We start from the raw sequence: 24763 nt of genomic DNA, 5'->3' as shown, positions 1-24763 counted from the left end.
TTTTCATCCGCCGATTTGCAATGTGCAGTGCGTTTCGGGGCTCGTTTTTCTATATTTTTTGCCAAAATAAAAAACCGCCCCCAAAGGCTGTTCATACAGCCCTTAGGGGCAGATTCCCGTTCCTCACTTCGCGATTGTCATCTTCCCTTCCGCTAGATTTTGTCCAGCAGAAGGATGAAACTCATTTTCCATTTTCGAAACAACCACAGTCGCCACAGCGTTGCCGATAATGTTCGTAATCGCCCGCGCCTCGGACATAAAGCGGTCGACCCCGAGCAACAAGGCAATGCCCTCAACTGGAATCATCGGGAACGCTGCCAACGTTGCCGCCAGCGTAATGAAACCGGAACCCGTCACTCCTGCAGCTCCTTTTGATGTAAGCATCAATACACCGAGCAACGTCAGCTCTTGCCAAATCGTTAGGTCAATGCCGTATGCTTGAGCGATGAAAATCGCCGCCATCGACAAGTAAATCGATGTGCCGTCTAGGTTAAACGAATACCCGGTCGGAACGACAAGGCCAACGACCGACTTCGAGCAGCCGTATTTTTCGAGACGCTCCATCAACCGCGGCAGCGCCGATTCCGACGAAGACGTGCCGAGAACGAGCAACAACTCCTCTTTGATGTAGGCAAGAAACTTAACGATGTTAAATCCGTAAAACTTCGCAATCCCGCCGAGCACGACGAAAATAAAGAGCGCCATCGTAATGTATACCGATCCCATCAACTTTCCGAGCGACACGAGCGAGCCAAGGCCGAACGTGCCGATCGTATACGCCATCGCGCCAAATGCGGCGATCGGCGATACTTTCATAACCATGTTGACGACGCCAAAGAAAATTTCAGCGATCCGCTCAAACAGGGAAAGCACTGGTTTGGCTTTTTCCCCTAAACCAGCCGCCGCCAGTCCAAACAAGACGGCAAAGAAGAGCACTGGAAGCAGCTCCCCGCTGGCCATTGCGGCAACAACGTTATCCGGAATAATGCTTAATACAAAGTCGACAAACCCATGGCTCGTTTCTTCCGCCTGCTTCGTATATTGTGAAATGTCGCCGCCTTTTACGGCATCGGTGTTAAACCCGACCCCTGGTTTGACTAGGTTGACGACGACAATCCCGATAGCCAACGCAAACGTGGTGACAATTTCAAAATAAATGAGCGCCTTGCCGCCGATGCGGCCGACTTTTTTCAAGTCGCCCATATTGCCGATCCCGATGACGACCGTGAAGAAAATGATCGGCGCAATCACCATTTTAATCAGCTTAATAAACCCATCGGCCAATACTTTCAGCTTCGTGCCGAATTCCGGGAATAAAAATCCGACGATAATCCCTAAAATAATACCGATAATGACTTGCACAGTTAAATTTTTAAATTTGCTCCGCATTTCTCCCACTCCTTTCTTTGTCTTGACAACGCTTTCAACATCATCATAAAGGAAAAAGCATAAAATCAAAATATTATGGTGATAATGGTCGTTTTGGTCTTTTTGGTCTTGACCTTTTTTGCTGTTCAAAAACAAAAAAGCTTCCGCCCGCGGAAGCCTATTACGATCCTCTAATTTCATTAAAAAGCCCGGAACCAAACTGCCTCGTAAACTCGTTGTACAGCGGGGCGAACTTCTGCTCCCATTTCCGTTTCTCCTCTTCCGACAGCCGGTAAAGGAAGACATCTTCACGCCGCTCGAGCTGCTTGAGCTCCCGTTCGTTTTGCTCTTTCGACTGCTCTAAATTCCAACGCGTCGCTTCAGCCATCGCTTCAGTTATTTTTTGCTGGATGTCTTTCGGCAAACTGTCCCAAAATGACTGATTCATCATGACTGCGTACCCGAGATACCCGTGATTGCTGATTGTAATATACGGTTGAAATTTGTAAAACCCTTTCGAATAAATATTAGAAATCGTATTTTCCTGCCCATCAAACTTATGCTGTTCAAGCTCCTGATAAACGCGGTCAAATGAAACAGCAACCGGTTCTCCGCCAAGCAGGCGAAACTGTTTTTCGATCACTTCGCTCGGCATAATGCGAAAGCGCAAGCCGCGGAAGTCATCAGGTGCGATAAGCGGGCGGGTGGTGCTCATCATTTGCTTAAATCCGTTGCTCCAAAGCGCCAACCCTTTGATTTTCTTCGCCTCAAGCATTCCGAGTAGCTCAGCCCCGATTTCTCCAGTAAAGACGCGGCGCACATCGTCATCGTTGCGGAACAAAAACGGCAAATCGAGCACTTGCCATTCGGGGACAAGCTCTGTCACCTTTGAAAATGATGGCGCGATCATTTGCACATCGCCGCGCAACAGCGCATCAAGCTCCTCGCCGTCCGAATAGAGCGAACCGTTCGGAAACACCTCAACTTTGACGCGGCCATCGGTCTTTTGTTCGACAAGCTCGGCAAACTTTTGCGCCGCCAAACCTTTTGGCGTGTTTTCCGCAACAACATGGCTAAAGTAAATAATAATTTGGTTTTGCAGCCCCTTTTGTTCATCATCATAAACAAGCGGCTCCCGGCCGACTTGCTGGCTCACCGCCCATCCAGCCAACCCGATGCCGGCGAACAGAAGGAGCAGCCACCATTTCCAACTGTTTCTCATCATCCACACCATTTTCGTCCTTGATTTTTTCATCTCTTTTATCATATCAGAGGAATCATGCTAAAATAAATGATAATGACTGTTTCGAAAAAAGAGGAGTCTCGCCATGAATCGGCTGCCGATCCGTTGGAAAATCACGATTTTAATTTTTGTCATCGTCAGTTTTTCGATGCTGCTGAGCGGCTTGTTTATCATCAGCGATTTTTTTCATACAAAAGAAGAAGAACTGAGCCAGCGCGCCTTGTTGACAGCGCGCACAGTGTCTGAACTGCCGGAAGTCAAACACCACATTGTCGGCGACAAGCAAAGCCGGGCGCTCGTCAACATGATCGTCGAACGGGTGCGCGTCATCCACAGCGCTGACTATATTGTCGTACTCGATATGAACAAAGTTCGCCTCTCCCACCCGCTCCCAGCAATGATCGGCACCATTTCCCACGGCGCCGATGAAGGGCCGGCATTTGCCGAGCATACGTACACCTCGAAAGCGCGTGGGGAAATCGGAACCGTGATCCGCGCCTTCGTCCCCATTATGAACAGCGATCACGAACAAATCGGCGTCGTCATCGCCGCCTACCGGCTGCCGACATTTTGGGAAGCGATGAGCACAGTAAAAGAGGAAATTGCGATAGCGATCGTTTTGTCGCTGCTCGCCGGCGGAAGCGGAGCTTGGCTGCTTGCCTCCCACATTAAGCGGCAAATGTTCCAGCTCGAGCCGCATGAAATCGCCAAACTGCTGATCGAACGGACGGAAGCGTTCAACGCCATGCATGAAGGCGTCATCGCCATTGACAGCGATGAACGCATCACGATTTTCAACGATCGGGCGAAACAAATGCTTGGCGTCGAAGGAGATGTCATCGGGCAGCCGATCCGCTCTGTCATCCCGGATACACATCTTCCGGAAATTCTTGAGGTAAACAAACCGATTTATAATCGTGAGCTGCAAATCGGCAACTTGACGATCTGGAGCAACCGCATCCCGATCAAGGTCAACGGGAAAACAGTCGGCGCCATTGCCATTTTCCAAGACCGCACGGAAGTCAAGCGGCTGGCCGAAGAACTGACAGGAGTGAAAGCGTTTGTCCATGCCCTGCGCGTGCAAAACCATGAATACATGAACAAGCTCCACACGATCGCCGGCCTCATCCAGCTCGGCCATATCGAAAAAGCGCTCGAGTACGTGTTCCAAGTTACAGAGGAACAGGCAGAACTGACGCAGTTTTTAAGCCGCAACATCAAAGACGAAAGCATCTCCGGGCTATTGTTAAGCAAAATCCGCCGCGGCAAAGAGCTCGGCATTCGCGTGACGATCGACCGGCACAGCCGTCTGCACCGTTTTCCACCGCGCCTTGATCACCATGATTTCGTCGTGATCCTCGGCAATTTAATCGAAAATGCATTTGATTCGTTCCGCAACGTCGCCGGCCGCGAGAAGGAAGTATACGTCAGCATCGAACAAAATGAGGATGTCTGCTCCCTCTCTGTCGAAGACAACGGCCAAGGCATCGCCCGCGAACATCTCGACCGCATTTTTGAAGAAGGCTTCTCCACAAAAGGGAGCGATGGCCGCGGCATCGGCTTATATTTAGTCAAACAAATCGTGGACAAAGGAAACGGACAAATCGAGGTCCAATCAGAAGAAGGAAAAGGCACCATCTTTACGATCACATTTGACATGTAACATAGCAAGGAAGCCTAGCGAAACAGCGCTGGTGTCTTTCTCCATCATGTAAACAGGCTCCATCCGTGCAAAGGAGGAAAAGCATGTACCGTGTACTGCTCATTGAAGACGATCCGATGGTCCAGGAAGTGAACCGGCAAATGATCGAACAAGTGGACGGCTTCACCGTCGTCGGCCTTGCCGGAAACGGTGAAGAAGGACTCCGCCTCATCGACGAGCTGCGTCCCGATTTAGCGATGATTGATATTTACATGCCGCAGCTAGACGGCCTTGAAACAGTAAAGCAAATCCGCGCCCGCGGCCATGAAGTTGATATCATCGCCATCACAGCGGCGAGCGACATTGAAACAGTGCGCCGCGTCCTGCAAAACGGCGCCTTCGATTACATTGTGAAACCGTTTAAATTTGAACGGCTCAAACAGGCGCTGGGAAATTACCGGGCGTTCCGCCAGTCGCTTGCAGAAAAGGAATCGCTCACCCAGGCAGAACTCGATGCACTACGGCAAACGGCTGAACAACCTGCCGCCTCGCTCCCTGAACTTCCGAAAGGATTAAACGAAGTGACGTTGGAAAAAGTCGTCGCCTACTTGCGCCAGCACCGCTTCCCTGTTTCCGCCGAGGAAGTGGCCGAAGGCGTCGGCATCGCCCGCGTCACCGCCCGCCGCTACTTGGAATACCTTGAGAAAACGGGACAAGTGATACTCGATGTGCAATACGGCGGCGTCGGACGCCCCGTCAACCGCTATCAGTTGAAACGACTATAGCCTACCCGATAGCCCGCACGATTAACCGGGTGGGCAACTCTTCTTGTTTTCGCGGAACATTTCCTGTCTCCAGCCAATGGTAAAGAAGATGAAACGCTCTTTCCCTAAGTGTAAAATGGGGGAGCGCCACTCGTCGCTGCTATTTGGGGCGGGGCGCATGTCGCCTTGCACACCAAACAACAAGCCAAAACGAACAAACAGAAAAAAATAGGAAAACGAGTCTGTTTGTTTCCACCGTTTCAATTGGTATAATGAGCGGTATATGGAACGTAAGGAGGAATGGACATGAATCGATACGGGAAGCTGTTATTTTCCCTCGCTGTCACCGCTGCCTTGCTTGCCGGTTGCGGTACAGAGACACCTGCATCAAAAGAGACAGAAGCGAAATCCAAACAAACGGTAAGTTCAGACGAGAATCCCACCAGCGCGCAAACAACAGAGCCAGCATCTCAAGAAACTCCCCCTGCTGACGAACAAAATCAAGCAGGAAGCGGACAAAGTGGGTCGACAGGGGATGAAGCTGCTTCTTCCCTTCCAACAACTTCTTTGTCTTACCAAGTCGGAAATCAAACAGTCACAGGGACAGCAACGTTGACCACAAGCGACAACCAGCATTTCTCCCTCTACGTGCTGGACGGTTGGACGCTGGATGCCGAAGAGCCGCATGCTGATGTATTGCTCCACGGTAAGTCGTTCGCCCGCATTCGCTTGCTTTCAGAGGGGGAAACAAACTACGAGCAGCTGGCGAAAGAACATGCCCAAGCGATTGACGCCAACGCCGCCCGCCAACAAACAAACGGATTGCCTAAGCCGTTCGCTGATGCGGTTTGGTACACTGCACAAGCGGACGACGCCACCGTTCATGTCATCGCCAGCGCCCAACCAGCGCCAATGCTATTGACCGTGCACGCTCCACGCAACGAAGACGTGCTTGGCGCCGTGCTCGCCATGGCGGCGACGCTGCAAAAGCAATAACTTATTTTAGGGAGGGCGATTGCCCTCCCTTTCCAAAAAGAAAAACCCCCTTTTTTCAGCTGCCAGAGGGTCAAACGAGCTGCTTGCTTTCTTCTTTGCGGAAAAATGTTTTCATCGCGTGGAACACATCCGATTTTTGCTTCAAAATATAATAGCGGAACTTTTCATCCTTAATATTGCGATACGCCGACATGAGCGTGGAATGACGGTTGTACTGGTTGACTTCCCCATACCCAAACATGTTCGACACTTTCATCAGCTCTTGAACAAGCTTCACACAGCGGGCATTGTCTGATGTCAAGTTGTCGCCGTCGGAGAAGTGGAACGGATAAATGTTGTAGCGCGACGGAGAATACTTCGTTTCGATCAGTTCCAGCGCCTTGCGGTAGGCGGATGAGCAAATCGTCCCGCCGCTTTCCCCTTTCGTGAAAAACTCCTCCTCACTGACGACTTTCGCTTCCGTATGATGAGCAATAAAGGCGATCTCAACGGTTTCATATTTTGTGCGCAAAAAGCGCGTCATCCAGAAGAAGAAGCTGCGCGCCATGTATTTTTCCCACATGCCCATCGAGCCGCTTGTGTCCATCATGGCCAAGACAACGGCCTTCGATTCCGGCTTGACGACTTCGTTCCACGTTTTAAACTTTAAATCTTCGCGGTAAATCGGGTAAAAGCCTGGTTTGCCGCTCATGGCGTTGCGCTTGAAGGCGGCGAGCATCGTCCGCTTTTTATCGATGTTCCCCATCAACCCGGTGCGGCGAATGTCGTTAAATTCGATATGTTGAACGACATTTTGATCCAATTCTTTCCGCTGCAAGTTCGGCAGCTCCAGTTGGCTGAAGAGAGCTTCTTCGATTTCCATCAACGACACTTCAGCTTCGTAATAATCTTGGCCCGGCAAATCCCCAGCCCCTTGGCCTTTCCCTGGCCCCTGCCCCTCCCCGCTTCCGTCTCTGGCCACGACATCGCCGACTTGGCTGTCTCCGTTTCCTTGGCCGACATGTTTGTTTTTCTCATAGTTGTAGCGGATTTTGTATTCATCGAGCGAGCGGATCGGAATCTTAATTACATCGCGTCCGTTGGACATAATGATGCTTTCTTCCGTAATCAAATCCGGCAAATTGTTTTTGATCGCTTCCTTTACCTTTTCTTGATGCCGCTTTTGATCGTCATATCCTTTGCGGTGGAGGGACCAGTCTTCTTTCGATACAACGAAATTCCCTTTCATATTTTCCCCTCCTTTGTTAAAATGGTTCTCACACTTTTCACTTTCCCGCATATACTTATGTTGGCGTCATCAAAACGGACCATCACTATGCCAAGTTGTTTATTTTATCCTATGCAAAAATTCAAAATAATTGACAGATGAATGCCGAAAATAGAAAAGCGAACAACGGACGGACAAGCCCGATTATCGATGCAAAAAAGCATGCCCCGGCGCTCGAGGCATGCCTAGCGGTTCAACAAGCTGCCGACATAGCGGAGCAATTCATTGGCCGACGTGGAGTTGTACCCGTATTCATCAATGAGACGCGCGACGACTTCATTGATTTTTTTCAACTGCTGCTCATCCGGTGTTTTCGTCGACGTTGTAATTTTCACAATATCTTTAAGATCGGCGAACAGTTTTTTCTGAATCGCTTCGCGCAGCCGTTCATGCGAGTTGTAATCAAATCGCTGCCCTTTGCGTGCGTAGGCGGAAATGCGGATTAAAATTTCTTCCCGGAACGCCTTTTTCGCATTTTCCGAAATGCCGATCTGTTCCTCAATCGAGCGCATCAGCTTCTCATCCGGATTCATTTCCTCTCCGGTAAGCGGGTCGCGCAGTTTCGTTTTGTTGCAATACGCCTCGACGTTGTCCAAATAGTTATCCATCAATGTTTTCGCCGACTCTTCATATGAGTACACGAACGCCTTTTGCACTTCTTGCTTGGCGATTTCGTCATACTCTTTGCGCACAAGCGAAATGAAGTTCAAGTACCGCTCGCGGTCTTCCTTCGTGATCGACGGATGCTGATCCAACCCTTCTTTCAACGAACGAAGCACATCAAGCGCGTTGATCGACGGCACTTCTTTCCGAATGATGCAAGCCGAAATGCGGTTGATGACATAGCGAGGGTCAATGCCGCTCATTCCTTCGTCGGGATGTTCTTTTTTCAACTCTTCAACGTCCACTTCGTTGAACCCTTCGATCATTTCCCCATCGTATAGACGCATTTTTTTCAATAAATCCACATCCGGCCGCTTTGACTCTTTCAGCCGAGTCAAAATCGTGAACATAGCGGCGATCCGCAATGTATGCGGGGCGATATGCACATCGGCAACATCGCTTTCACGAATCATTTTTTCGTAAATGCGTTCTTCTTCGGAGACGCGCAAGTTGTACGGAATCGGCATCACGATAATGCGCGAGTGAAGCGCCTCATTCTTTTTGTTCGCAATGAACGACCGGTATTCCGTTTCATTTGTATGGGCGACGATCAGTTCATCCGCACTGATTAACGCAAATCGTCCCGCTTTGAAATTGCCTTCCTGCGTCAGCGACAGCAAATGCCAGAGAAACTTTTCATCGCATTTCAACATTTCTTGAAACTCCATAATGCCGCGGTTCGCCTTGTTCAGTTCGCCGTCAAACCGATAGGCGCGCGGGTCAGACTCAGAACCGTATTCGGCAATCGTCGAGAAATCGATGCTTCCGGTTAAATCGGCAATATCCTGCGATTTCGGATCAGATGGGCTGAACGTCCCAATGCCGACGCGACGGTTTTCCGAGAAGAAAATGCGTTCCACCAGCACATCTTCAATACGGCCGCCGTATTCTTTCTCGAGCCGCATCATATTGAGCGGTGACAACTCTCCTTCGATGCGAATGCCGTATTCACGGTAAAAATCATCGCGCAAATGGTGAGGAATGAGGTGAAGCGGATCCTCGTGCATCGGGCAGCCTTTAATCGCGTACACCGCGCCGCGGTCCGTTTTGGAATACTCTTCAAGGCCACGCTTTAGAAGCGTCACGAGCGTCGATTTCCCACCGCCGACCGGACCCATCAGCAGCAAAATTCGTTTCCGCACATCCAACCGTTTCGCCGCTGGGTGGAAGTATTCTTCAATAAGCCGTTCGAGCGCTTCTTCGAGTCCGAACAAGTGCTGGCTAAAAAACTTATATCGTTTCCTTCCGTTCACCTCTTCGACCCCGGCATCTTTAATCATATTATAAACGCGCGAATGGGCCGATTGGGCCACCCACGGCTTTTCTTTTAAAATCTTTAAATACTCCGCGAACGTCCCTTCCCATTTCAGCTTTTCTTCTTCTTCCCGGTACCGTGCGATCTTTTGTAAAATATCCATAAAGGACCTCCTCACCCTTGGATGTCTAACAGCAAGATTATTACAATTTATGCGAGGATGTCCCGTATCATTCGCCGCAAAAAAAATTTTGTCTCTCCGTCCTAACTTGTTCTCATTCACATGCTTGGCCATATTCGCTATAATAAAGGGGAAACGCATACCACTTTCATTGCAAGGGAGGAAAAGCGATGCGCACATTGCTTATGTTAGGGGTTATCATTGCGTTTTTGACGGCCATTTTCACCGCCGGCTACGAGGACAAACCGGGCGTTAAACAATAAGGCACAAAAAAACGACCTCCGCAACGAAGGTCGTTTTTTTGTTTACGAAAGCCCATGAAACCGTTGCTGGCGCAGCGCCTCGTACACTAAAATCGCCGCCGTATTGGATAAGTTCAGCGAACGGACTTTGTCGTTCATCGGAATGCGCAGGCAACGGTCCATATTGGCTTCAAGCAGTTCTTTCGGCAGCCCGGTCGTTTCACGGCCGAACACAAAGAAAATATGTTTTTCCGTATCGCTGAAATCAAACGAATCGTAGTATTGGCGGCCGAATTTCGTAATAAAGTAAAATTCGCCATGCGGAAACCGGGCAAACAGTTCATCGAGCGAATCGTAATACGAAATGTTGACGTACGGCCAATAGTCAAGGCCGGCGCGCTTTAACATTTTATCATCCGTTGAAAACCCAAGCGGACGAATCAAGTGAAGCGCCGTATCCGTAGCCGCGCATGTGCGGGCGATATTCCCGGTATTAGCCGGAATTTCTGGTTGGTACAGTACTACATGAAGCGGCATTCCGTTCACCTCAGCAACATCGTTTATTTACGGTCAATGATGTGAAAAAATTTATACCGAATGTTTGGCGTATAGGCGCTTGAATCTTCATACGACCAGTAACGCATGCGGCTGTTTGTCGTATGGGCGTTTACAAGCGGCATGCCGTCTTTGTCTTTCGCCACCACGATCGTCGTATGGTCGAAGCGGCCGTCTCCTTGAAAATCATAACAAATGACATCCCCTGCCATCAATTGTTCCGGCTCGGCTACTTCGACCGCCTGCAGGCCGATGCGCGCTCCGCTTAAATACCAGCGCAGCGAATGGGCGACCGCCCAACTGTAACTCCAACTGTTGTTTTGACACCACCATCCTCGCGCCCGGTTCGGATAGCCGGTCATCGGCGCCCCGCCCGCATACAAACATTGGGAAACAAAATTCGTGCAATCAACGTCAAAGGAAGGAAACGCCGGGTTATGGCGGTTCCACCACATTTCTGCATACCGCACCGCCTGCGCGCGATCATATTGGTAAAACAGCCGCTCGCCCGTCCACCGTTCACGCTCAACGCGCGGTGCTTCAACGCGATCCCCCATCCGGCTGATCTGCTGGTCATCAACCAACTCACCACCCAAAAAGCGGGCGCGCCGTTCCTCCACCTGCTCCTCTATATACAGATCAGCCCTATGCTTAATGAGAAATTGATAGTGGGCCATATAAGCAATCGTTGTCTCCCGCTCGACGGCCTGCCTGCCGACAATTCGTCCGCGGATCGTGCACCGGACGATTTCCGCTCCTCGTTTGTCGCACAGTTGCTTCTTGCGTATGATTTCTTCATCTTGTACGCGTGGTTCTGATACAAACGAACGAGCCCGCTCATCGAGCCACTGTTGCAACTGCTTTTTCATGCCGCTCCCCACTTTCTTTTTGTTACTACCTTATGTAGGGAGGCGGAGGTTCTTTCCCTATTCCTTTGTCTCAGACAACAGTTTCAGCCCTTTGTCAATCTCGGCGATTACATCCATGTCCGTCTCGGTTTGTCGTGCCTCTTCCAAGTGAGGCTTGGCGGTTGCATCCCCGATTTTCCCAAGCGCCCATGCCGCTGTCCCGCGGATGACCGGGCGGCTGTCTTCTTTTAACAACCGGAGTAAATGCGGCACTGCCGTCCGGTCTTTGTAGTGAGCGAGGGCAATAATCGCATTGCGCTGAATCGGTTTTTTCCCGCGCCATGAACCGGCCATCGCACCAAACTTCTCTTGAAACTCACGGTTCGTCATGTCAAGAAGCGGAACCAGCTTCGGTTTGGCCGCCTCCGGATCCGGCTCAAATTCCGGATGCAAATGGAAATCTTTCCCCTTATTTTCTGGACAGACTAATTGGCATGTGTCGCAACCATACAATCGGTTGCCAATTTTCTCGCGGAATTCATCAGCCAAAAACCCTTTCGTTTGCGTTAAGAATGAAATGCATCGTTGTGCATTCAGCTGTCCCCCTTGCACAAGCGCCCCCGTCGGACAGGCGTCAATGCATTTCGTGCACGTCCCGCACCGGTTTTCAACTGGCTCATCTGGAGGAAACGGAATGTTGGTGATCATTTCCCCAAGATACACGTAGGAGCCAAACTCTGGGGTAATGATCGAACAATTTTTCCCGCTCCAGCCGATCCCAGCCCGTTCTGCCACCGCGCGGTCAGCAAGTTCTCCCGTATCCACCATCGATCGCACGCGGGCGGATGGCACCTTTGCCAGCAAAAATTCCTCCAGCTTCTGCAAACGTTCCCGCAGCACAACATGGTAATCCTTTCCCCACGATGCACGGCAAAACAGGCCGCGCCGCTCCGTTTTCGTCCCGCGCGGTGCATCCTTCATTTTCGACGGATAAGCGAGGGCAATGGCAATGATCGATTTTGCTTCCGGAAGAAGCAATGAAGGATTCGTCCGCTTCTCAATATCCGGCTCTTCAAATCCCGACTGATACCCGAGCTCCTGCTGGCGGCGCAGCCGTTCCTTTAATTCAACAAACGGATCAGCGCTCGCAAATCCGATTTTATCAATGCCGATTGACCGACTGTACTCAATGACTTCCTGCTTTAATGCCATAACATCCATCGTTTTCCCTCCTTTCGTCATATATGGTAAAATGAAATCCGAGGTGATCAAGATGAAATGCGTGATATCAGAACAACTAAAGCAACGCCTTCCTTCTGGTAAATTCGGCGTCATCCGCTATCATCATATCGAGGTCAGCGATTCACCGCAAATGTTAAGGGGGAGGCTTGAGCTGTTTCAAGAATCTCTTTACATCGAGCTGCAGGAAAAGTCGATTGCCGACATTCCCGAGCTCGCCGAATGGCGCCGGACCTTCAAACAAATCGGCACCGATCCAAGCCGCTACCGTCCGTCTAGCGAGAGCTTATACCGGCGCATCCAGAAAAAAAACTTTCTCCCTTCGATCCACTCCGCGGTCGACGTGAACAATTTCTTTTCTCTTTATTACAAAATTCCGCTCGGCATCTATGATCTTGACCGCATCGAAGGGACAGTGACCATCACAATAGGCACAGAGCAAGACGAATACATCGCCTTAAACGGCCGTTCCGTCAACTTCGCTGACAAACTTGTCAGCAAAGACGAACGCGGCCCGTTTGGCAGCCCGATCGTCGACTCTGAGCGCACGGCGGTAACGAGAGAGACAAAAAACGCCCTGCAAATCGTTTATTTCCTTCCGTCGATGAGCGAAGACGCCGCCCGCCACCAACTTCAAGCCATTCAAACAATGTTTGTTCAAATTCATGGCGGCGAGGCCGACGCGCAATTGCTGTCATAAACTACGGAAATGCTGTCTGCCATCAGCTTCCCGCCGGGAAGCTTCCTTTATCCAAGCGGTGCGGTCGATGGCTGGCAGCTTGAAAAACAAAACAAAAAACGCAATGCCCCGTTCGCTGACGAAACGAAACACTGCGTTGTCCCCAACCCTTAATATACATTGGCTATTATAACAAAAAAGAGCCTAGACAGCAAGAAAAAAACGCAAAAATCGACAAAAAAAGATTGCAGAAAAAGGCACCAGGTTGTCTGGTGCCACTAACCAGTGACCCGTACGGGATTCGAACCCGTGTTACCGCCGTGAAAGGGCGGTGTCTTAACCACTTGACCAACGGGCCGCTTATGGCGGAGAAGGCGGGATTTGAACCCGCGCGCCGCAAAACTGCGACCTAACGGTTTAGCAAACCGTCCCCTTCAGCCACTTGGGTACTTCTCCAAAGAAATGGCTCCGCAAGTAGGATTCGAACCTACGACCTACCGGTTAACAGCCGGTTGCTCTACCGCTGAGCTATTGCGGAATGATGAGCAAGAAGCCTAGCACAAAACTTATCCTGTCCCTTCCTCTGCCAGCAAATTCAAGGAAGCCAAATGCGTCGGGACAACTCGAAGCATATTCGACGATGCACCTGCTCGTCGCTGAGCTATTGCGGAATGATGAGCAAGAAGCCTAGCCCAATACTTGCCCTGTCCCTTCCTCTGCCAGCAAATTCAAGGAAGCTAGATGCGTCGGGACAACTCGAAGCATATTCGACGATGCACCTGCTCGTCGCTGAGCTATTGCGGAATGATGAGCAAGAAACCTAGCCCAATACTTGCCCTGTCCCTTCCTCTGCCAGCAAATTCAAGGAAGCTAGATGCGTCGGGACAACTCGAAGCATATTCGACGATGCACCTGCTCGTCGCTGAGCTATTGCGGAATGATGAGTAAGAAACCTAGCCCAATACTTGCCCTGTCCCTTCCTCTGCCAGCAAATTCAAGGAAGCTAGATGCGTCGGGACAACTCGAAGCATATTCGACGATGCACCTGCTCGTCGCTGAGCTATTGCGGAATGATGAGTAAGAAACCTAGCCCAATACTTGTCCTGTCCCTTCCTCTACTAGCGAATGCAAGGAAGCAAAATGCATCGAGGCAAGCGGAACCATGCACGCACAAGAACGTTCATTAAGTATTATAACGAATCATCTGACAATATGCAATGGAAAATGGTGGGCCTAAGTGGACTTGAACCACCGACCTCACGCTTATCAGGCGTGCGCTCTGACCAGCTGAGCTATAGGCCCCTCAAAAGCGGGTGATGGGAATCGAACCCACGACATCAGCTTGGAAGGCTGAGGTTTTACCACTAAACTACACCCGCATAATATTTGGCTTAACATCCGCCACGCTGCTTCCATGCCCCTTCCTCTACCAGCTGATTCACAGAAGCCAGATGCGTCGGGGCAACTCGAAGCAGATTCGATGATGCAGATGCTCGTGGCTGAGGTTTTACCACTAAACTACACCCGCATATCATTTAGTTGAACATCCGCCACGCTGCTTCCATGCCCCTTCCTCTACCAGCTGGTTCACAGAAGCCAGATGCGTCGGGGCAACTCGAAGCCAATTCGATGATGCAGATGCTCGTGGCTGCGGTTTTACCACTAAACTACACCTGCATATAAAATTTTAAAGAAGAAAAAGGGCGACTAGTGGGAATCGAACCCACGCATGCCAGAGCCACAATCTGGTGCGTTAACCACTTCGCCATAGCCGCCATATTTCTGGTGCCGGCTGCAGGACTTGAACCCGCAACCTACTGATTACAAGTCAGTTGCTCTACCAATTGAGCTAAGCCGGCACATTTAACATGAGTTACTGGCTCATATGATCTGCTTGGTTGTGCCTCTTCCTCTACAAGCTGATTCGAGGAAGCTAGGTGCGTCGAGGCAACTCGAAGCCAATTCAATGATGCCGACGCTCGTCTCTACCAATTGAGCTAAGCCGGCACATTTAACATGAGTTACTGGCTCATATGATCCGCTCTCGGTTGTGCCTCTTCCTCTGCAAGCTGATTCGAGGAAGCTGAGTGCGTCGAGGCAACTCGAAGCCAATTCAATGATGCCGACGCTCGTCTCTACCAATTGAGCTAAGCCGGCACATTTAACATGAACTTGAATGTGAACTACCCGCCACCTACGCTTCGCTTAGAGGTGGAGGCTTCAAGCGACTTGTGCGTGTTCGCCGAACGGTAAGCCACACACAAGAACCCTTTACGCTTCCCTTCGTTCCGAAGGTGTCCGTTCTAGCCATATTCTATCCTATTCGTTGGCTAACGCCAACCGATATTCATCTCCCACTCACTGGGTTACACCCTTCGCGTTCCTTGAGGTGGGAGACTTCTTTCGGAAATCCGTTAAATGGCGGAGGAGGAGGGATTCGAACCCCCGCGCGCCTTGCGGCGCCTCTCGGTTTTCAAGACCGACCCCTTCAACCACTTGGGTACTCCTCCAAAAAGAAACTTAGCAATGGTGGACCTTGTAGGACTCGAACCTACGACCGGACGGTTATGAGCCGTCTGCTCTAACCAGCTGAGCTAAAGGTCCGATAATGGTGGCGGTGGAGGGGATCGAACCCCCGACCTCACGGGTATGAACCGTACGCTCTAGCCAGCTGAGCTACACCGCCAAATCAAAATATTAGTGGTGGAGCCTATCGGGATCGAACCGATGACCTCCTGCTTGCAAAGCAGGCGCTCTCCCAGCTGAGCTAAGGCCCCATGGAAAATCGGGAAGACAGGATTTGAACCTGCGACCTCACGGACCCGAACCGTGTGCTCTACCAAGCTGAGCTACTTCCCGATGAACGCGCTCGAGAGGATTCGAACCCCTAACCTTCTGATCCGTAGTCAGAATGCTCTATCCAATTGAGCTACGAGCGCACGTGCCGAGGGCCGGACTCGAACCGGCACGGTAGTTACCTACCCCAGGATTTTAAGTCCTGTGCGTCTGCCAATTCCGCCACCCCGGCGGGCGAGTGGAGCGGAAGACGGGGTTCGAACCCGCGACCCCCACCTTGGCAAGGTGGTGTTCTACCGCTGAACTACTTCCGCAAAACGATGAGCCATGGAGGACTCGAACCTCCGACCCTCTGATTAAAAGTCAGAATGCTCTACCTACTGAGCTAATGGCTCATGGTTAGGATAACACTCTAAGCTTCATTTCACTCTACCTGCCCCTTCCTCTACAAGCTTATTCGAAGAAGTCAAGTGCGTCGGGGCAACTCGCAGCGAACTCGAAGATGCAACGCTCGTTACTGAGCTAATGGCTCATGGTTAGGATAACACTCTAAGCTTCATTTCACTCTACCTGCCTCTTCCTCTCCCAGCTTATTCGAGGAAGCAAGTGTGTCGAGGCAACTCGAAGCCTATTCGAAGATGTATCGCTCGTTTCTGAGCTCATGTTTCGCTAGTTGAATTTTTTCAAAATGGAAGATGCCGGCTGCAGGACTTGAACCCGCAACCTACTGATTACAAGTCAGTTGCTCTACCAATTGAGCTAAGCCGGCACGTTTAACATGAGTTACTGGCTCATATGATCTGCTCGGTTGTGCCTCTTCCTCTACAAGCTGATTCGAGGAAGCTAGGTTCGTCGAGGCAACTCGCAGCCAATTCGATGATGCCGATGCTCGTCTCTACCAATTGAGCTAAGCCGGCATAATTTATAGTTTGATGGTGGCTCGGGACGGAATCGAACCGCCGACACAAGGATTTTCAGTCCTTTGCTCTACCGACTGAGCTACCGAGCCATATATTATTTTTTAACTCGCTCGTTGAATTGCTCTGTGCCTCTTCCTCTACCAGCTGATTCAAAGACGCTCGATGCGTCGAGGCAACTCGAAGCGAATTCGATGAAGCGGATGCTCGTCTCTACCGACTGAGCTACCGAGCCATATTAAGTTTTACGTTGCTTTGCTTGTACTGCACTGTGTCTCTTCTTCTGCAAGGTGATTCGAGGAAGGCAAATGCGTTGAGGCAACTCCGACTGAGCTGCTGAGTTGTCTCTTTTCATAATTTTGAAACAATGGCGGTCCCGACGGGACTCGAACCCGCGATCTCCTGCGTGACAGGCAGGCATGTTAACCACTACACTACGGGACCAATTTGGTTGCGGGGGCAGGATTTGAACCTGCGACCTTCGGGTTATGAGCCCGACGAGCTACCGGACTGCTCCACCCCGCGACGATAGGAAATGATTCAGTTTCGATCATGCTCTGAGTAAATTTTTCGTTGCCCCTTCCTCTACTAACTGATTCGAGGAAGCCAAATGCGTCGGGGCAACTCGAAGCGGTTTCGAGGAAGCAAAGGCTTGTTGCTCCACCCCGCGACGATAAGAATACACAATTGGTGTAAGTGGTGGAGGATGACGGGATCGAACCGCCGACCCCTTGCTTGTAAGGCAAGTGCTCTCCCAGCTGAGCTAATCCTCCACATGTTTTGCCTAGCAGCGACCTACTCTTGCAGGGGCGCTGGCCCCAACTACCATCGGCGCTGGAGGGCTTAACTTCCGTGTTCGGGATGGGAACGGGTGTTTCCCCTCCGCTATCACCACTAGGCAATAATGGACAAGTCTTATTATAAGGAAAGTTAGGTTCTTGTCAAGAACTTTTTCATTCCTTCAAAACTAGATAACCGTTTCGGGAAGAAGCCGCGGCGCCTCCACTTTTCTTGTTAGGTTAAGCCCTCGATCGATTAGTATCCGTCAGCTCCACGTGTCGCCACGCTTCCACCTCGGACCTATCGACCTCGTCATCTTCGAGGGATCTTACCCGCCTGACGCGGTGGGAAATCTCATCTTGAGGGGGGCTTCACGCTTAGATGCTTTCAGCGCTTATCCCGTCCGCACATAGCTACCCAGCGGTGCCCCTGGCGGGACAACTGGTACACCAGCGGTGCGTCCATCCCGGTCCTCTCGTACTAAGGACAGCTCCTCTCAAATTTCCTGCGCCCGCGACGGATAGGGACCGAACTGTCTCACGACGTTCTGAACCCAGCTCGCGTACCGCTTTAATGGGCGAACAGCCCAACCCTTGGGACCGACTACAGCCCCAGGATGCGATGAGCCGACATCGAGGTGCCAAACCTCCCCGTCGATGTGGACTCTTGGGGGAGATCAGCCTGTTATCCCCGGGGTAGCTTTTATCCGTTGAGCGATGGCCCTTCCATGCGGAACCACCGGATCACTAAGCCCGACTTTCGTCCCTGCTCGACCTGTCCGTCTCGCAGTCAAGCTCCCTTGTGCCTTTGCACTCTCCGAATGATTTCCAACCATTCTGAGGGAACCTTTGGGCGCCTCCGTTACCTTTTGGGAGGCGACCGCCCCAGTCAAACTGCCCGCCTGACACTGTCTCCCACCCCGCTAAGGGGTGCGGGTTAGAACTTCAATACCGCCAGGGTGGTATCCCACCGCCGCCTCCACCGAAGCTGGCGCTCCGGCTTCCCAGGCTCCCACCTATCCTGTACAAGCGATACCAAAATTCCATATCAGGCTGCAGTAAAGCTCCACGGGGTCTTTCCGTCCTGTCGCGGGTAACCTGCATCTTCACAGGTAGTATAATTTCACCGGGTCTCTCGTTGAGACAGCGCCCAAGTCGTTACACCTTTCGTGCGGGTCGGAACTTACCCGACAAGGAATTTCGCTACCTTAGGACCGTTATAGTTACGGCCGCCGTTTACTGGGGCTTCGGTTCGCACCTTCGCTTCCGCTAAGCGCTCCCCTTAACCTTCCAGCACCGGGCAGGTGTCAGCCCCTATACGTCGCCTTTCGGCTTCGCAGAGACCTGTGTTTTTGATAAACAGTCGCTTGGGCCTTTTCACTGCGGCTCGTTCGGGCTCTTCACCCAAACGAGCACCCCTTCTCCCGAAGTTACGGGGTCATTTTGCCGAGTTCCTTAACGAGAGTTCTCCCGCGCGCCTTAGGATTCTCTCCTCGCCTACCTGTGTCGGTTTGCGGTACGGGCACCTCTTCCCTCGCTAGAGGCTTTTCTTGGCAGTGTGAAATCGGGGACTTCCGGATGACTCCGTCGCCATCACCGCTTGGCCTTACAATCCGCGGATTTGCCTACGGATCAGCCTTGCGGCTTGGACAGGCTCTTCCAGCCGCCTGCTCGCCCTATCCTCCTGCGTCCCCCCATCGCTCAAACGGGAAGGAGGTGGTACAGGAATCTCAACCTGTTGTCCATCACCTACGCCTTTCGGCCTCGGCTTAGGTCCCGACTAACCCTGAGCGGACGAACCTTCCTCAGGAACCCTTAGGCTTTCGGCGCAGAGGATTCTCACCTCTGTTTTCGCTACTCATACCGGCATTCTCACTTCTAAGCGCTCCACCAGTCCTTCCGGTCTGGCTTCAACGCCCTTAGAACGCTCCCCTACCGATGACCAACGGTCATCCCGCAGCTTCGGCGGCACGTTTAGCCCCGGTACATTTTCGGCGCAGAGTCACTCGACCAGTGAGCTATTACGCACTCTTTAAATGGTGGCTGCTTCTAAGCCAACATCCTGGTTGTCTCGGCAACTCCACATCCTTTTCCACTGAACGTGCACTTTGGGGCCTTAGCTGGCGATCTGGGCTGTTTCCCTCTCGACCACGGATCTTATCACTCGCAGTCTGACTCCCGGGCATAAGTCGTTGGCATTCGGAGTTTGACTGGGTTCGGTAACCCGATGAGGGCCCCTAGCCCAATCAGTGCTCTACCTCCAACACTCTCCATCCCGAGGCTAGCCCTAAAGCTATTTCGGGGAGAACCAGCTATCTCCAAGTTCGATTGGCATTTCACCCCTACCCACACCTCATCCCCGCACTTTTCAACGTGCGTGGGTTCGGGCCTCCAGCCGGTGTTACCCGGCCTTCACCCTGGACATGGGTAGATCACCTGGTTTCGGGTCGACGACGACGTACTTTTCGCCCTGTTCAGACTCGCTTTCGCTGCGGCTCCGCCTCTTCGGCTTAACCTCGCACGCCATCGTCACTCGCCGGTTCATTCTACAAAAGGCACGCCATCACGCATGAACGCGCTCTGACTACTTGTAGGCACACGGTTTCAGGTTCTCTTTCACTCCCCTTCCGGGGTGCTTTTCACCTTTCCCTCACGGTACTGGTGCACTATCGGTCACTAGGGAGTATTTAGCCTTGGGAGATGGTCCTCCCTGCTTCCGACGGGATTTCCCGTGTCCCGCCGTACTCAGGATCCGCTCGGGAGGGAACGAAGTTTCGACTACAGGGCTGTCACCTTCTCTGGCCGGCCGTTCCAGACCGGTTCGTCTACCCCGTTCCTTTCTCACTCCCACAATGAGCGGTCCTACAACCCCAAGAGGCACGCCTCTTGGTTTGGGCTGTTCCCGTTTCGCTCGCCGCTACTCAGGGAATCGCGTTTGCTTTCTTCTCCTCCGGGTACTAAGATGTTTCAGTTCCCCGGGTGTGCCCTCCATGCCCTATGGATTCAGGCATGGATACTGCCCCATTACGGACAGTGGGTTCCCCCATTCGGACATCTCCGGATCGACGCTTGCTTACAGCTCCCCGGAGCGTTTCGGCGTTTGCCCCGTCCTTCATCGGCTCCTAGTGCCAAGGCATCCACCGTGCGCCCTTTCTAGCTTAACCTACAGCGCTCTCGGCTTCTTCCTTTGCGTTTCCGGTTATCTAGTTTTCAAGGAACGAAGTAGCTCCTTTGAATTCACTTCTTTGCTGGTTTGCGTCGAGGAATCCAGCTTCTCTGAATTCACTTGTAGACACAGACGCAAACGAGACTACTTCATTGAATTCACTTCTCTGCAGTCTTGCGTCGGGGAATTCGGCTTCTCCGAATCCGCTTGTAGACGCAGACGCAAACGAAGCTACTCCCCCGAACCTGCTAGCAGACGCAGGCACAGGCGCTTTTGAAGGAATTTCTCATTCCTTCAAAACTGAACGAAGCGACTGCCTTGAGTCTGCTTCCTTGCAGCTTTGCGCCGAGGAATCCATCTTCCTTGAATCTGCTGGAAGACGCAGGCGCAAAACACATGAAGGAATTTTTCATTCCCTCAAAACCGAACGAAACGAAAGCGCAACTTGCGTTGAATCACGACTGATGTCTAGCTCCGGCCGCCATCGGCTCGCGACGCTTCGGTCCTGCTGCGGCGGCGACAGCCTCCTCGCAGGCCCTCCAGCGCGTTTCACCAATAGGCAGGCGGCCTCCGCTTTTCTTCATCCTTAGAAAGGAGGTGATCCAGCCGCACCTTCCGGTACGGCTACCTTGTTACGACTTCACCCCAATCACTTGCCCCACCTTCGGCGGCTGGCTCCCTTGCGGGTTACCTCACCGACTTCGGGTGTTGCAAGCTCTCGTGGTGTGACGGGCGGTGTGTACAAGGCCCGGGAACGTATTCACCGCGGCATGCTGATCCGCGATTACTAGCGATTCCGGCTTCATGCAGGCGAGTTGCAGCCTGCAATCCGAACTGAGAGCGGCTTTTTGGGATTCGCTCCCCCTCGCGGGTTCGCAGCCCTTTGTACCGCCCATTGTAGCACGTGTGTAGCCCAGGTCATAAGGGGCATGATGATTTGACGTCATCCCCACCTTCCTCCGACTTGTCGCCGGCAGTCCCTCTAGAGTGCCTAACTGAATGCTGGCAACTAGAGGCAAGGGTTGCGCTCGTTGCGGGACTTAACCCAACATCTCACGACACGAGCTGACGACAACCATGCACCACCTGTCACCCTGCCCCCCCGAAGGGGGAACGCCCAATCTCTTGGGTTGTCAGGGGATGTCAAGACCTGGTAAGGTTCTTCGCGTTGCTTCGAATTAAACCACATGCTCCACCGCTTGTGCGGGCCCCCGTCAATTCCTTTGAGTTTCAGCCTTGCGGCCGTACTCCCCAGGCGGAGTGCTTATCGCGTTAGCTGCAGCACTAAAGGGTGTGACCCCTCTAACACTTAGCACTCATCGTTTACGGCGTGGACTACCAGGGTATCTAATCCTGTTTGCTCCCCACGCTTTCGCGCCTCAGCGTCAGGTGCAGGCCAGAGAGCCGCCTTCGCCACTGGTGTTCCTCCACATCTCTACGCATTTCACCGCTACACGTGGAATTCCGCTCTCCTCTCCTGCCCTCAAGTCCCCCAGTTTCCAATGACCCTCCACGGTTGAGCCGTGGGCTTTCACATCAGACTTAAGAGACCGCCTGCGCGCGCTTTACGCCCAATAATTCCGGACAACGCTCGCCCCCTACGTATTACCGCGGCTGCTGGCACGTAGTTAGCCGGGGCTTTCTCGTGAGGTACCGTCACCGCGCCGCCTTCTTCAAACGGCGCTCCTTCGTCCCTCACAACAGAGCTTTACGACCCGAAGGCCTTCTTCGCTCACGCGGCGTCGCTCCGTCAGGCTTTCGCCCATTGCGGAAGATTCCCTACTGCTGCCTCCCGTAGGAGTCTGGGCCGTGTCTCAGTCCCAGTGTGGCCGGTCACCCTCTCAGGCCGGCTACGCATCGTCGCCTTGGTGAGCCGTTACCTCACCAACTAGCTAATGCGCCGCGGGCCCATCCGCAAGTGACAGCCCAAAGGCCGCCTTTCAACCGAAGACCATGCGGTCTTCGGTGTTATCCGGTATTAGCTCCGGTTTCCCGGAGTTATCCCGGTCTTGCGGGCAGGTTGCCCACGTGTTACTCACCCGTCCGCCGCTGACCAAACAAGAGCAAGCCCTCGTTCGGTCCGCTCGACTTGCATGTATTAGGCACGCCGCCAGCGTTCGTCCTGAGCCAGGATCAAACTCTCCAAAGAAAGTTGATTGGCTTTTGCTTCGGCCCATGCGGACCTCCGCTTTTCGTATTGTCCAGCTTCGGTCCGCCGCCGCTCGGGGTCAAATAACCTTCGCCTTCCGGGTGCAAGCACCCTTGCAGGCGAAGAACATTTGCCCATCGCGGCGACCCGCGGACCTCCGCTTTTCGTCGCGCTTCGTTTCGTTCAGTTTTCAAGGAACGATTTTTGTTTTTGTCGCTCTCTTGAAGCGACTTTTACATGATAGCATTTTTATTATTTACTGTCAACATTTTTTTATTCCTTTTGCACCGCATTTTTTCGTTGCGGCAGCGATTTAAAATATATCATCGTTCCTCATACAAGTCAATAGCTTTTTTCACTGAAGCTCCGAAAGAAGTCTCCTGCTTCAAAACGAAGCGAAAGTGGGAAATGAATTTCGGCGCCATCCAAAACACATGACAAACAAGGATTGTATTCTTCGTGAACGGGACATATGGTTTCATGGAGGAAATCGAATGTCAAAGCCGAACGAAGCCTTCCATGCGTAAAATCCCCAAGAGTCTTCGGATGCCCAGCATTGGGACGAACGAAGCTGCACTCGGGAAGATGGCTGCTTTCGCTGTGAACCTGAGGATCTCCCTGCTTCAAACTGTGCTGAGCGGAGGCAGTTCCCTAGCACTCTCGACCCCCTCTTTCCTCCGTCCTCTTCTGCACTGTTCGCGTTTTGGCAAGGAAACGCCCCTCCCTAGACATCTTTTCACCTTCATGCCTGCCTCAGAGCCCCGGTTTTAACAAGGAATAGGCAGGGAAGTCACTGCACTTTTCCTCCTTGCACGATGTAATAGCGCTCTGTTATCCCGCTTCCTCTTGTCGGTCCTTTTACTGCGGCCAATACTTTTCTTTCGACCAAATACTCAACCATGATTGCGAGATCGACTGAATAAGGGGCAAGTTGTGGATGACAAGCCATTTCAGCGATGCTCCATGCGCCTTCTTTTTCCTTTAGCACTTCACACAGATGGATCGAGCCTGCTGCAACGGAAGAATGAATGAGGAATTCGCTCGCCAACAACAGAAGTTCAAGGCGTTTCGGCAACGGCTCCTCGCTGCCGACCAATTCCTCATACAACTTATAAATTTGTCCATTCATCTTCTTCACCTGGCTCCATACCGTCACTTCCGGATAAAGTCCATACTCGATCACCGTCAGCCGTGCTAAATGGTGCAACGCCTGCACCATATGGTTGTACGAGTCAAGCCAATGCCGGGCCATAAACAGCTCCTTGCCATCGATATAACGTCGGATCAGTTTGGCAAACTCAATCCCCATTTTCCGCTGCCGCTCCCGAGGCGGAAATTGCTCAAGGCGCTGGCGGAGCTGCCAAATATAATCGTTGCGGTCAAATATGACTTTTCCATTAAACACCCAGTCGATGGCCTTTCGGGGAGCTCCGAGAACAAGCCATTCATTTAGCTTCTGTTCATTCACCACATAAAGCGCCGCCTTTTCAGCGCCAAACGAATAATGTTTTAGACATACCGGTTCGCTCTGCGAGTCGACAATGACTAGCAGCACGGCATCAAACGTATCAGTCACCGCTGTATGACAAACCGCTTTTTCAATCATTAAAATGCCGTGCGTATCACTTCTGTTTGTCCACTCTTGACATATTGGGCGCAAAAACTGTTCCATAGGCTGTTTCCGTTGCAGCTAGGAAAAATGCGGCGATTCGCCTTTGACCGCCAGGTGGGCAGGGAAGTTCTTTTCCCTTTTTGTTCACGCCGCTTCCTATCCGCAACGGATCCCCCCTTCCCACGTCTTCCAAGGTTCGACCACCTTGTTATGCGAAAATGGAGCATTGCACACGAAAGTCTTTGTTTTGGCGGTCACCGTCCGTTCTCTCCTCTGTGACCGCCCCGCCGCTGCCTTGCCTGATAAAGGCAGGAGCTTGTTGCTGTCGTTCATTATTCGACAAAAAATGAAAAATTCCTTTCTCTTCTCTATAAGAAAAAACAAAAGTCTGATTTTGCCCGT

General features: G+C 52.0%; 12 protein-coding genes, 21 tRNA genes and 3 rRNA genes. 4 read left to right on the top strand and 32 right to left on the bottom strand.

The window, feature by feature from the left end; all coding sequences use genetic code 11:
• Positions 1-123: 123 nt before the first annotated feature.
• The gene (locus ACR1UW_RS04525) at positions 124-1389 is read right to left on the bottom strand and encodes a dicarboxylate/amino acid:cation symporter (RefSeq protein ID WP_289651873.1); all 1266 of its coding nucleotides are present in this window, start codon (positions 1387-1389) and stop codon (positions 124-126) included.
• Between the two features lie 160 nt (positions 1390-1549).
• Positions 1550-2590, bottom strand: coding sequence for a TRAP transporter substrate-binding protein (locus ACR1UW_RS04520; protein WP_498935253.1), 1041 nt, complete (start codon positions 2588-2590; stop codon positions 1550-1552).
• Between the two features lie 106 nt (positions 2591-2696).
• Here ACR1UW_RS04520 and ACR1UW_RS04515 point away from each other — a divergent pair, with 106 nt between their 5' ends.
• From ACR1UW_RS04515 to ACR1UW_RS04505, 3 genes are all read left to right on the top strand, one after another.
• Positions 2697-4274 (top strand): ATP-binding protein, encoded by a 1578-nt coding sequence (locus ACR1UW_RS04515; RefSeq protein ID WP_050368247.1) that lies wholly within the window; start codon positions 2697-2699, stop codon positions 4272-4274.
• Positions 4275-4357: 83 nt separating this feature from the next.
• The gene (locus ACR1UW_RS04510) at positions 4358-5038 is read left to right on the top strand and encodes a response regulator (protein WP_044744883.1); all 681 of its coding nucleotides are present in this window, start codon (positions 4358-4360) and stop codon (positions 5036-5038) included.
• A 285-nt stretch (positions 5039-5323) separates the two neighbouring features.
• Entirely contained in the window at positions 5324-6013 is a 690-nt protein-coding gene (locus ACR1UW_RS04505; RefSeq protein ID WP_498934696.1) for a DUF8580 domain-containing lipoprotein, read from the top strand.
• Between the two features lie 70 nt (positions 6014-6083).
• On the opposite strand, the gene yhbH is transcribed toward ACR1UW_RS04505, so the two are convergent.
• From yhbH to queG, 5 genes are all read right to left on the bottom strand, one after another.
• Positions 6084-7241, bottom strand: a complete 1158-nt coding sequence (gene yhbH, locus ACR1UW_RS04500) for a YeaH/YhbH family protein (RefSeq protein WP_498934694.1) — start codon at positions 7239-7241, stop codon at positions 6084-6086.
• A gap of 224 nt (positions 7242-7465) precedes the next feature.
• On the bottom strand, positions 7466-9361 hold the full coding sequence (locus ACR1UW_RS04495; protein ID WP_498934692.1) for a PrkA family serine protein kinase: 1896 nt from the start codon (positions 9359-9361) through the stop codon (positions 7466-7468).
• A 323-nt stretch (positions 9362-9684) separates the two neighbouring features.
• Positions 9685-10158, bottom strand: a complete 474-nt coding sequence (gene trmL / locus ACR1UW_RS04490; protein WP_100663956.1) for a tRNA (uridine(34)/cytosine(34)/5-carboxymethylaminomethyluridine(34)-2'-O)-methyltransferase TrmL — start codon at positions 10156-10158, stop codon at positions 9685-9687.
• Between the two features lie 23 nt (positions 10159-10181).
• Positions 10182-11045, bottom strand: a complete 864-nt coding sequence (locus tag ACR1UW_RS04485) for an amidase domain-containing protein (protein ID WP_047817818.1) — start codon at positions 11043-11045, stop codon at positions 10182-10184.
• Between the two features lie 57 nt (positions 11046-11102).
• Positions 11103-12245: a tRNA epoxyqueuosine(34) reductase QueG gene (gene queG / locus ACR1UW_RS04480; protein WP_498934691.1), complete on the bottom strand. Its 1143-nt coding sequence runs from the start codon at positions 12243-12245 to the stop codon at positions 11103-11105.
• A 52-nt stretch (positions 12246-12297) separates the two neighbouring features.
• Here queG and ACR1UW_RS04475 point away from each other — a divergent pair, with 52 nt between their 5' ends.
• Positions 12298-12963 carry a B3/B4 domain-containing protein gene (locus ACR1UW_RS04475; protein ID WP_289644070.1) on the top strand — a complete coding sequence of 222 codons (666 nt, stop codon included), beginning with the start codon at positions 12298-12300 and terminating at the stop codon, positions 12961-12963.
• 265 nt (positions 12964-13228) lie between these two features.
• Here ACR1UW_RS04475 and ACR1UW_RS04470 read toward each other — a convergent pair.
• The 25 genes from ACR1UW_RS04470 to ACR1UW_RS04350 all read right to left on the bottom strand — a co-directional run bounded on the left by ACR1UW_RS04470 (position 13229) and on the right by ACR1UW_RS04350 (position 24421).
• A tRNA-Glu gene (locus ACR1UW_RS04470) sits at positions 13229-13300 on the bottom strand.
• Positions 13301-13305: 5 nt separating this feature from the next.
• Positions 13306-13398: transfer RNA gene (locus tag ACR1UW_RS04465), tRNA-Ser, on the bottom strand.
• Between the two features lie 7 nt (positions 13399-13405).
• A tRNA-Asn gene (locus tag ACR1UW_RS04460) sits at positions 13406-13480 on the bottom strand.
• Positions 13481-14167: 687 nt separating this feature from the next.
• Positions 14168-14244 (bottom strand) — tRNA-Ile (locus ACR1UW_RS04455).
• A 6-nt stretch (positions 14245-14250) separates the two neighbouring features.
• Positions 14251-14321, bottom strand: a tRNA-Gly gene (locus ACR1UW_RS04450).
• 323 nt (positions 14322-14644) lie between these two features.
• Positions 14645-14717: transfer RNA gene (locus tag ACR1UW_RS04445), tRNA-His, on the bottom strand.
• A gap of 8 nt (positions 14718-14725) precedes the next feature.
• Positions 14726-14801, bottom strand: a tRNA-Thr gene (locus ACR1UW_RS04440).
• A gap of 560 nt (positions 14802-15361) precedes the next feature.
• Positions 15362-15452 (bottom strand) — tRNA-Ser (locus ACR1UW_RS04435).
• A 17-nt stretch (positions 15453-15469) separates the two neighbouring features.
• Positions 15470-15546, bottom strand: a tRNA-Ile gene (locus ACR1UW_RS04430).
• 5 nt (positions 15547-15551) lie between these two features.
• A tRNA-Met gene (locus ACR1UW_RS04425) sits at positions 15552-15628 on the bottom strand.
• A 15-nt stretch (positions 15629-15643) separates the two neighbouring features.
• Positions 15644-15719 (bottom strand) — tRNA-Ala (locus tag ACR1UW_RS04420).
• A gap of 8 nt (positions 15720-15727) precedes the next feature.
• Positions 15728-15801, bottom strand: a tRNA-Pro gene (locus ACR1UW_RS04415).
• A gap of 5 nt (positions 15802-15806) precedes the next feature.
• Positions 15807-15881, bottom strand: a tRNA-Arg gene (locus ACR1UW_RS04410).
• Between the two features lie 3 nt (positions 15882-15884).
• Positions 15885-15970: transfer RNA gene (locus tag ACR1UW_RS04405), tRNA-Leu, on the bottom strand.
• 7 nt (positions 15971-15977) lie between these two features.
• Positions 15978-16052 (bottom strand) — tRNA-Gly (locus tag ACR1UW_RS04400).
• 7 nt (positions 16053-16059) lie between these two features.
• A tRNA-Lys gene (locus ACR1UW_RS04395) sits at positions 16060-16133 on the bottom strand.
• Positions 16134-16434: 301 nt separating this feature from the next.
• Positions 16435-16507 (bottom strand) — tRNA-Thr (locus ACR1UW_RS04390).
• A 164-nt stretch (positions 16508-16671) separates the two neighbouring features.
• Positions 16672-16747, bottom strand: a tRNA-Phe gene (locus ACR1UW_RS04385).
• Between the two features lie 276 nt (positions 16748-17023).
• Positions 17024-17099, bottom strand: a tRNA-Asp gene (locus tag ACR1UW_RS04380).
• 4 nt (positions 17100-17103) lie between these two features.
• Positions 17104-17180, bottom strand: a tRNA-Met gene (locus ACR1UW_RS04375).
• A gap of 172 nt (positions 17181-17352) precedes the next feature.
• Positions 17353-17428 (bottom strand) — tRNA-Val (locus tag ACR1UW_RS04370).
• Between the two features lie 9 nt (positions 17429-17437).
• A 5S ribosomal RNA gene (gene rrf / locus ACR1UW_RS04365) occupies positions 17438-17554 on the bottom strand.
• Between the two features lie 116 nt (positions 17555-17670).
• Positions 17671-20598: ribosomal RNA gene (locus ACR1UW_RS04360) — 23S ribosomal RNA — on the bottom strand.
• 592 nt (positions 20599-21190) lie between these two features.
• Positions 21191-22749: ribosomal RNA gene (locus ACR1UW_RS04355) — 16S ribosomal RNA — on the bottom strand.
• The 16S, 23S and 5S rRNA genes sit together here with 14 tRNA genes alongside, the layout of an rRNA operon.
• A gap of 790 nt (positions 22750-23539) precedes the next feature.
• On the bottom strand, positions 23540-24421 hold the full coding sequence (locus ACR1UW_RS04350; RefSeq protein WP_033009156.1) for a nucleotidyltransferase-like protein: 882 nt from the start codon (positions 24419-24421) through the stop codon (positions 23540-23542).
• Positions 24422-24763 lie beyond the last annotated feature (342 nt).

Origin of the sequence: Geobacillus lituanicus (assembly GCF_050994965.1) — a bacterium.
Taxonomy (GTDB): Bacteria; Bacillota; Bacilli; order Bacillales; family Anoxybacillaceae; genus Geobacillus; species Geobacillus stearothermophilus.
Note: the sequence above shows the minus strand (reverse complement) of the source record. Positions and strands in the feature narration are given on the sequence as shown.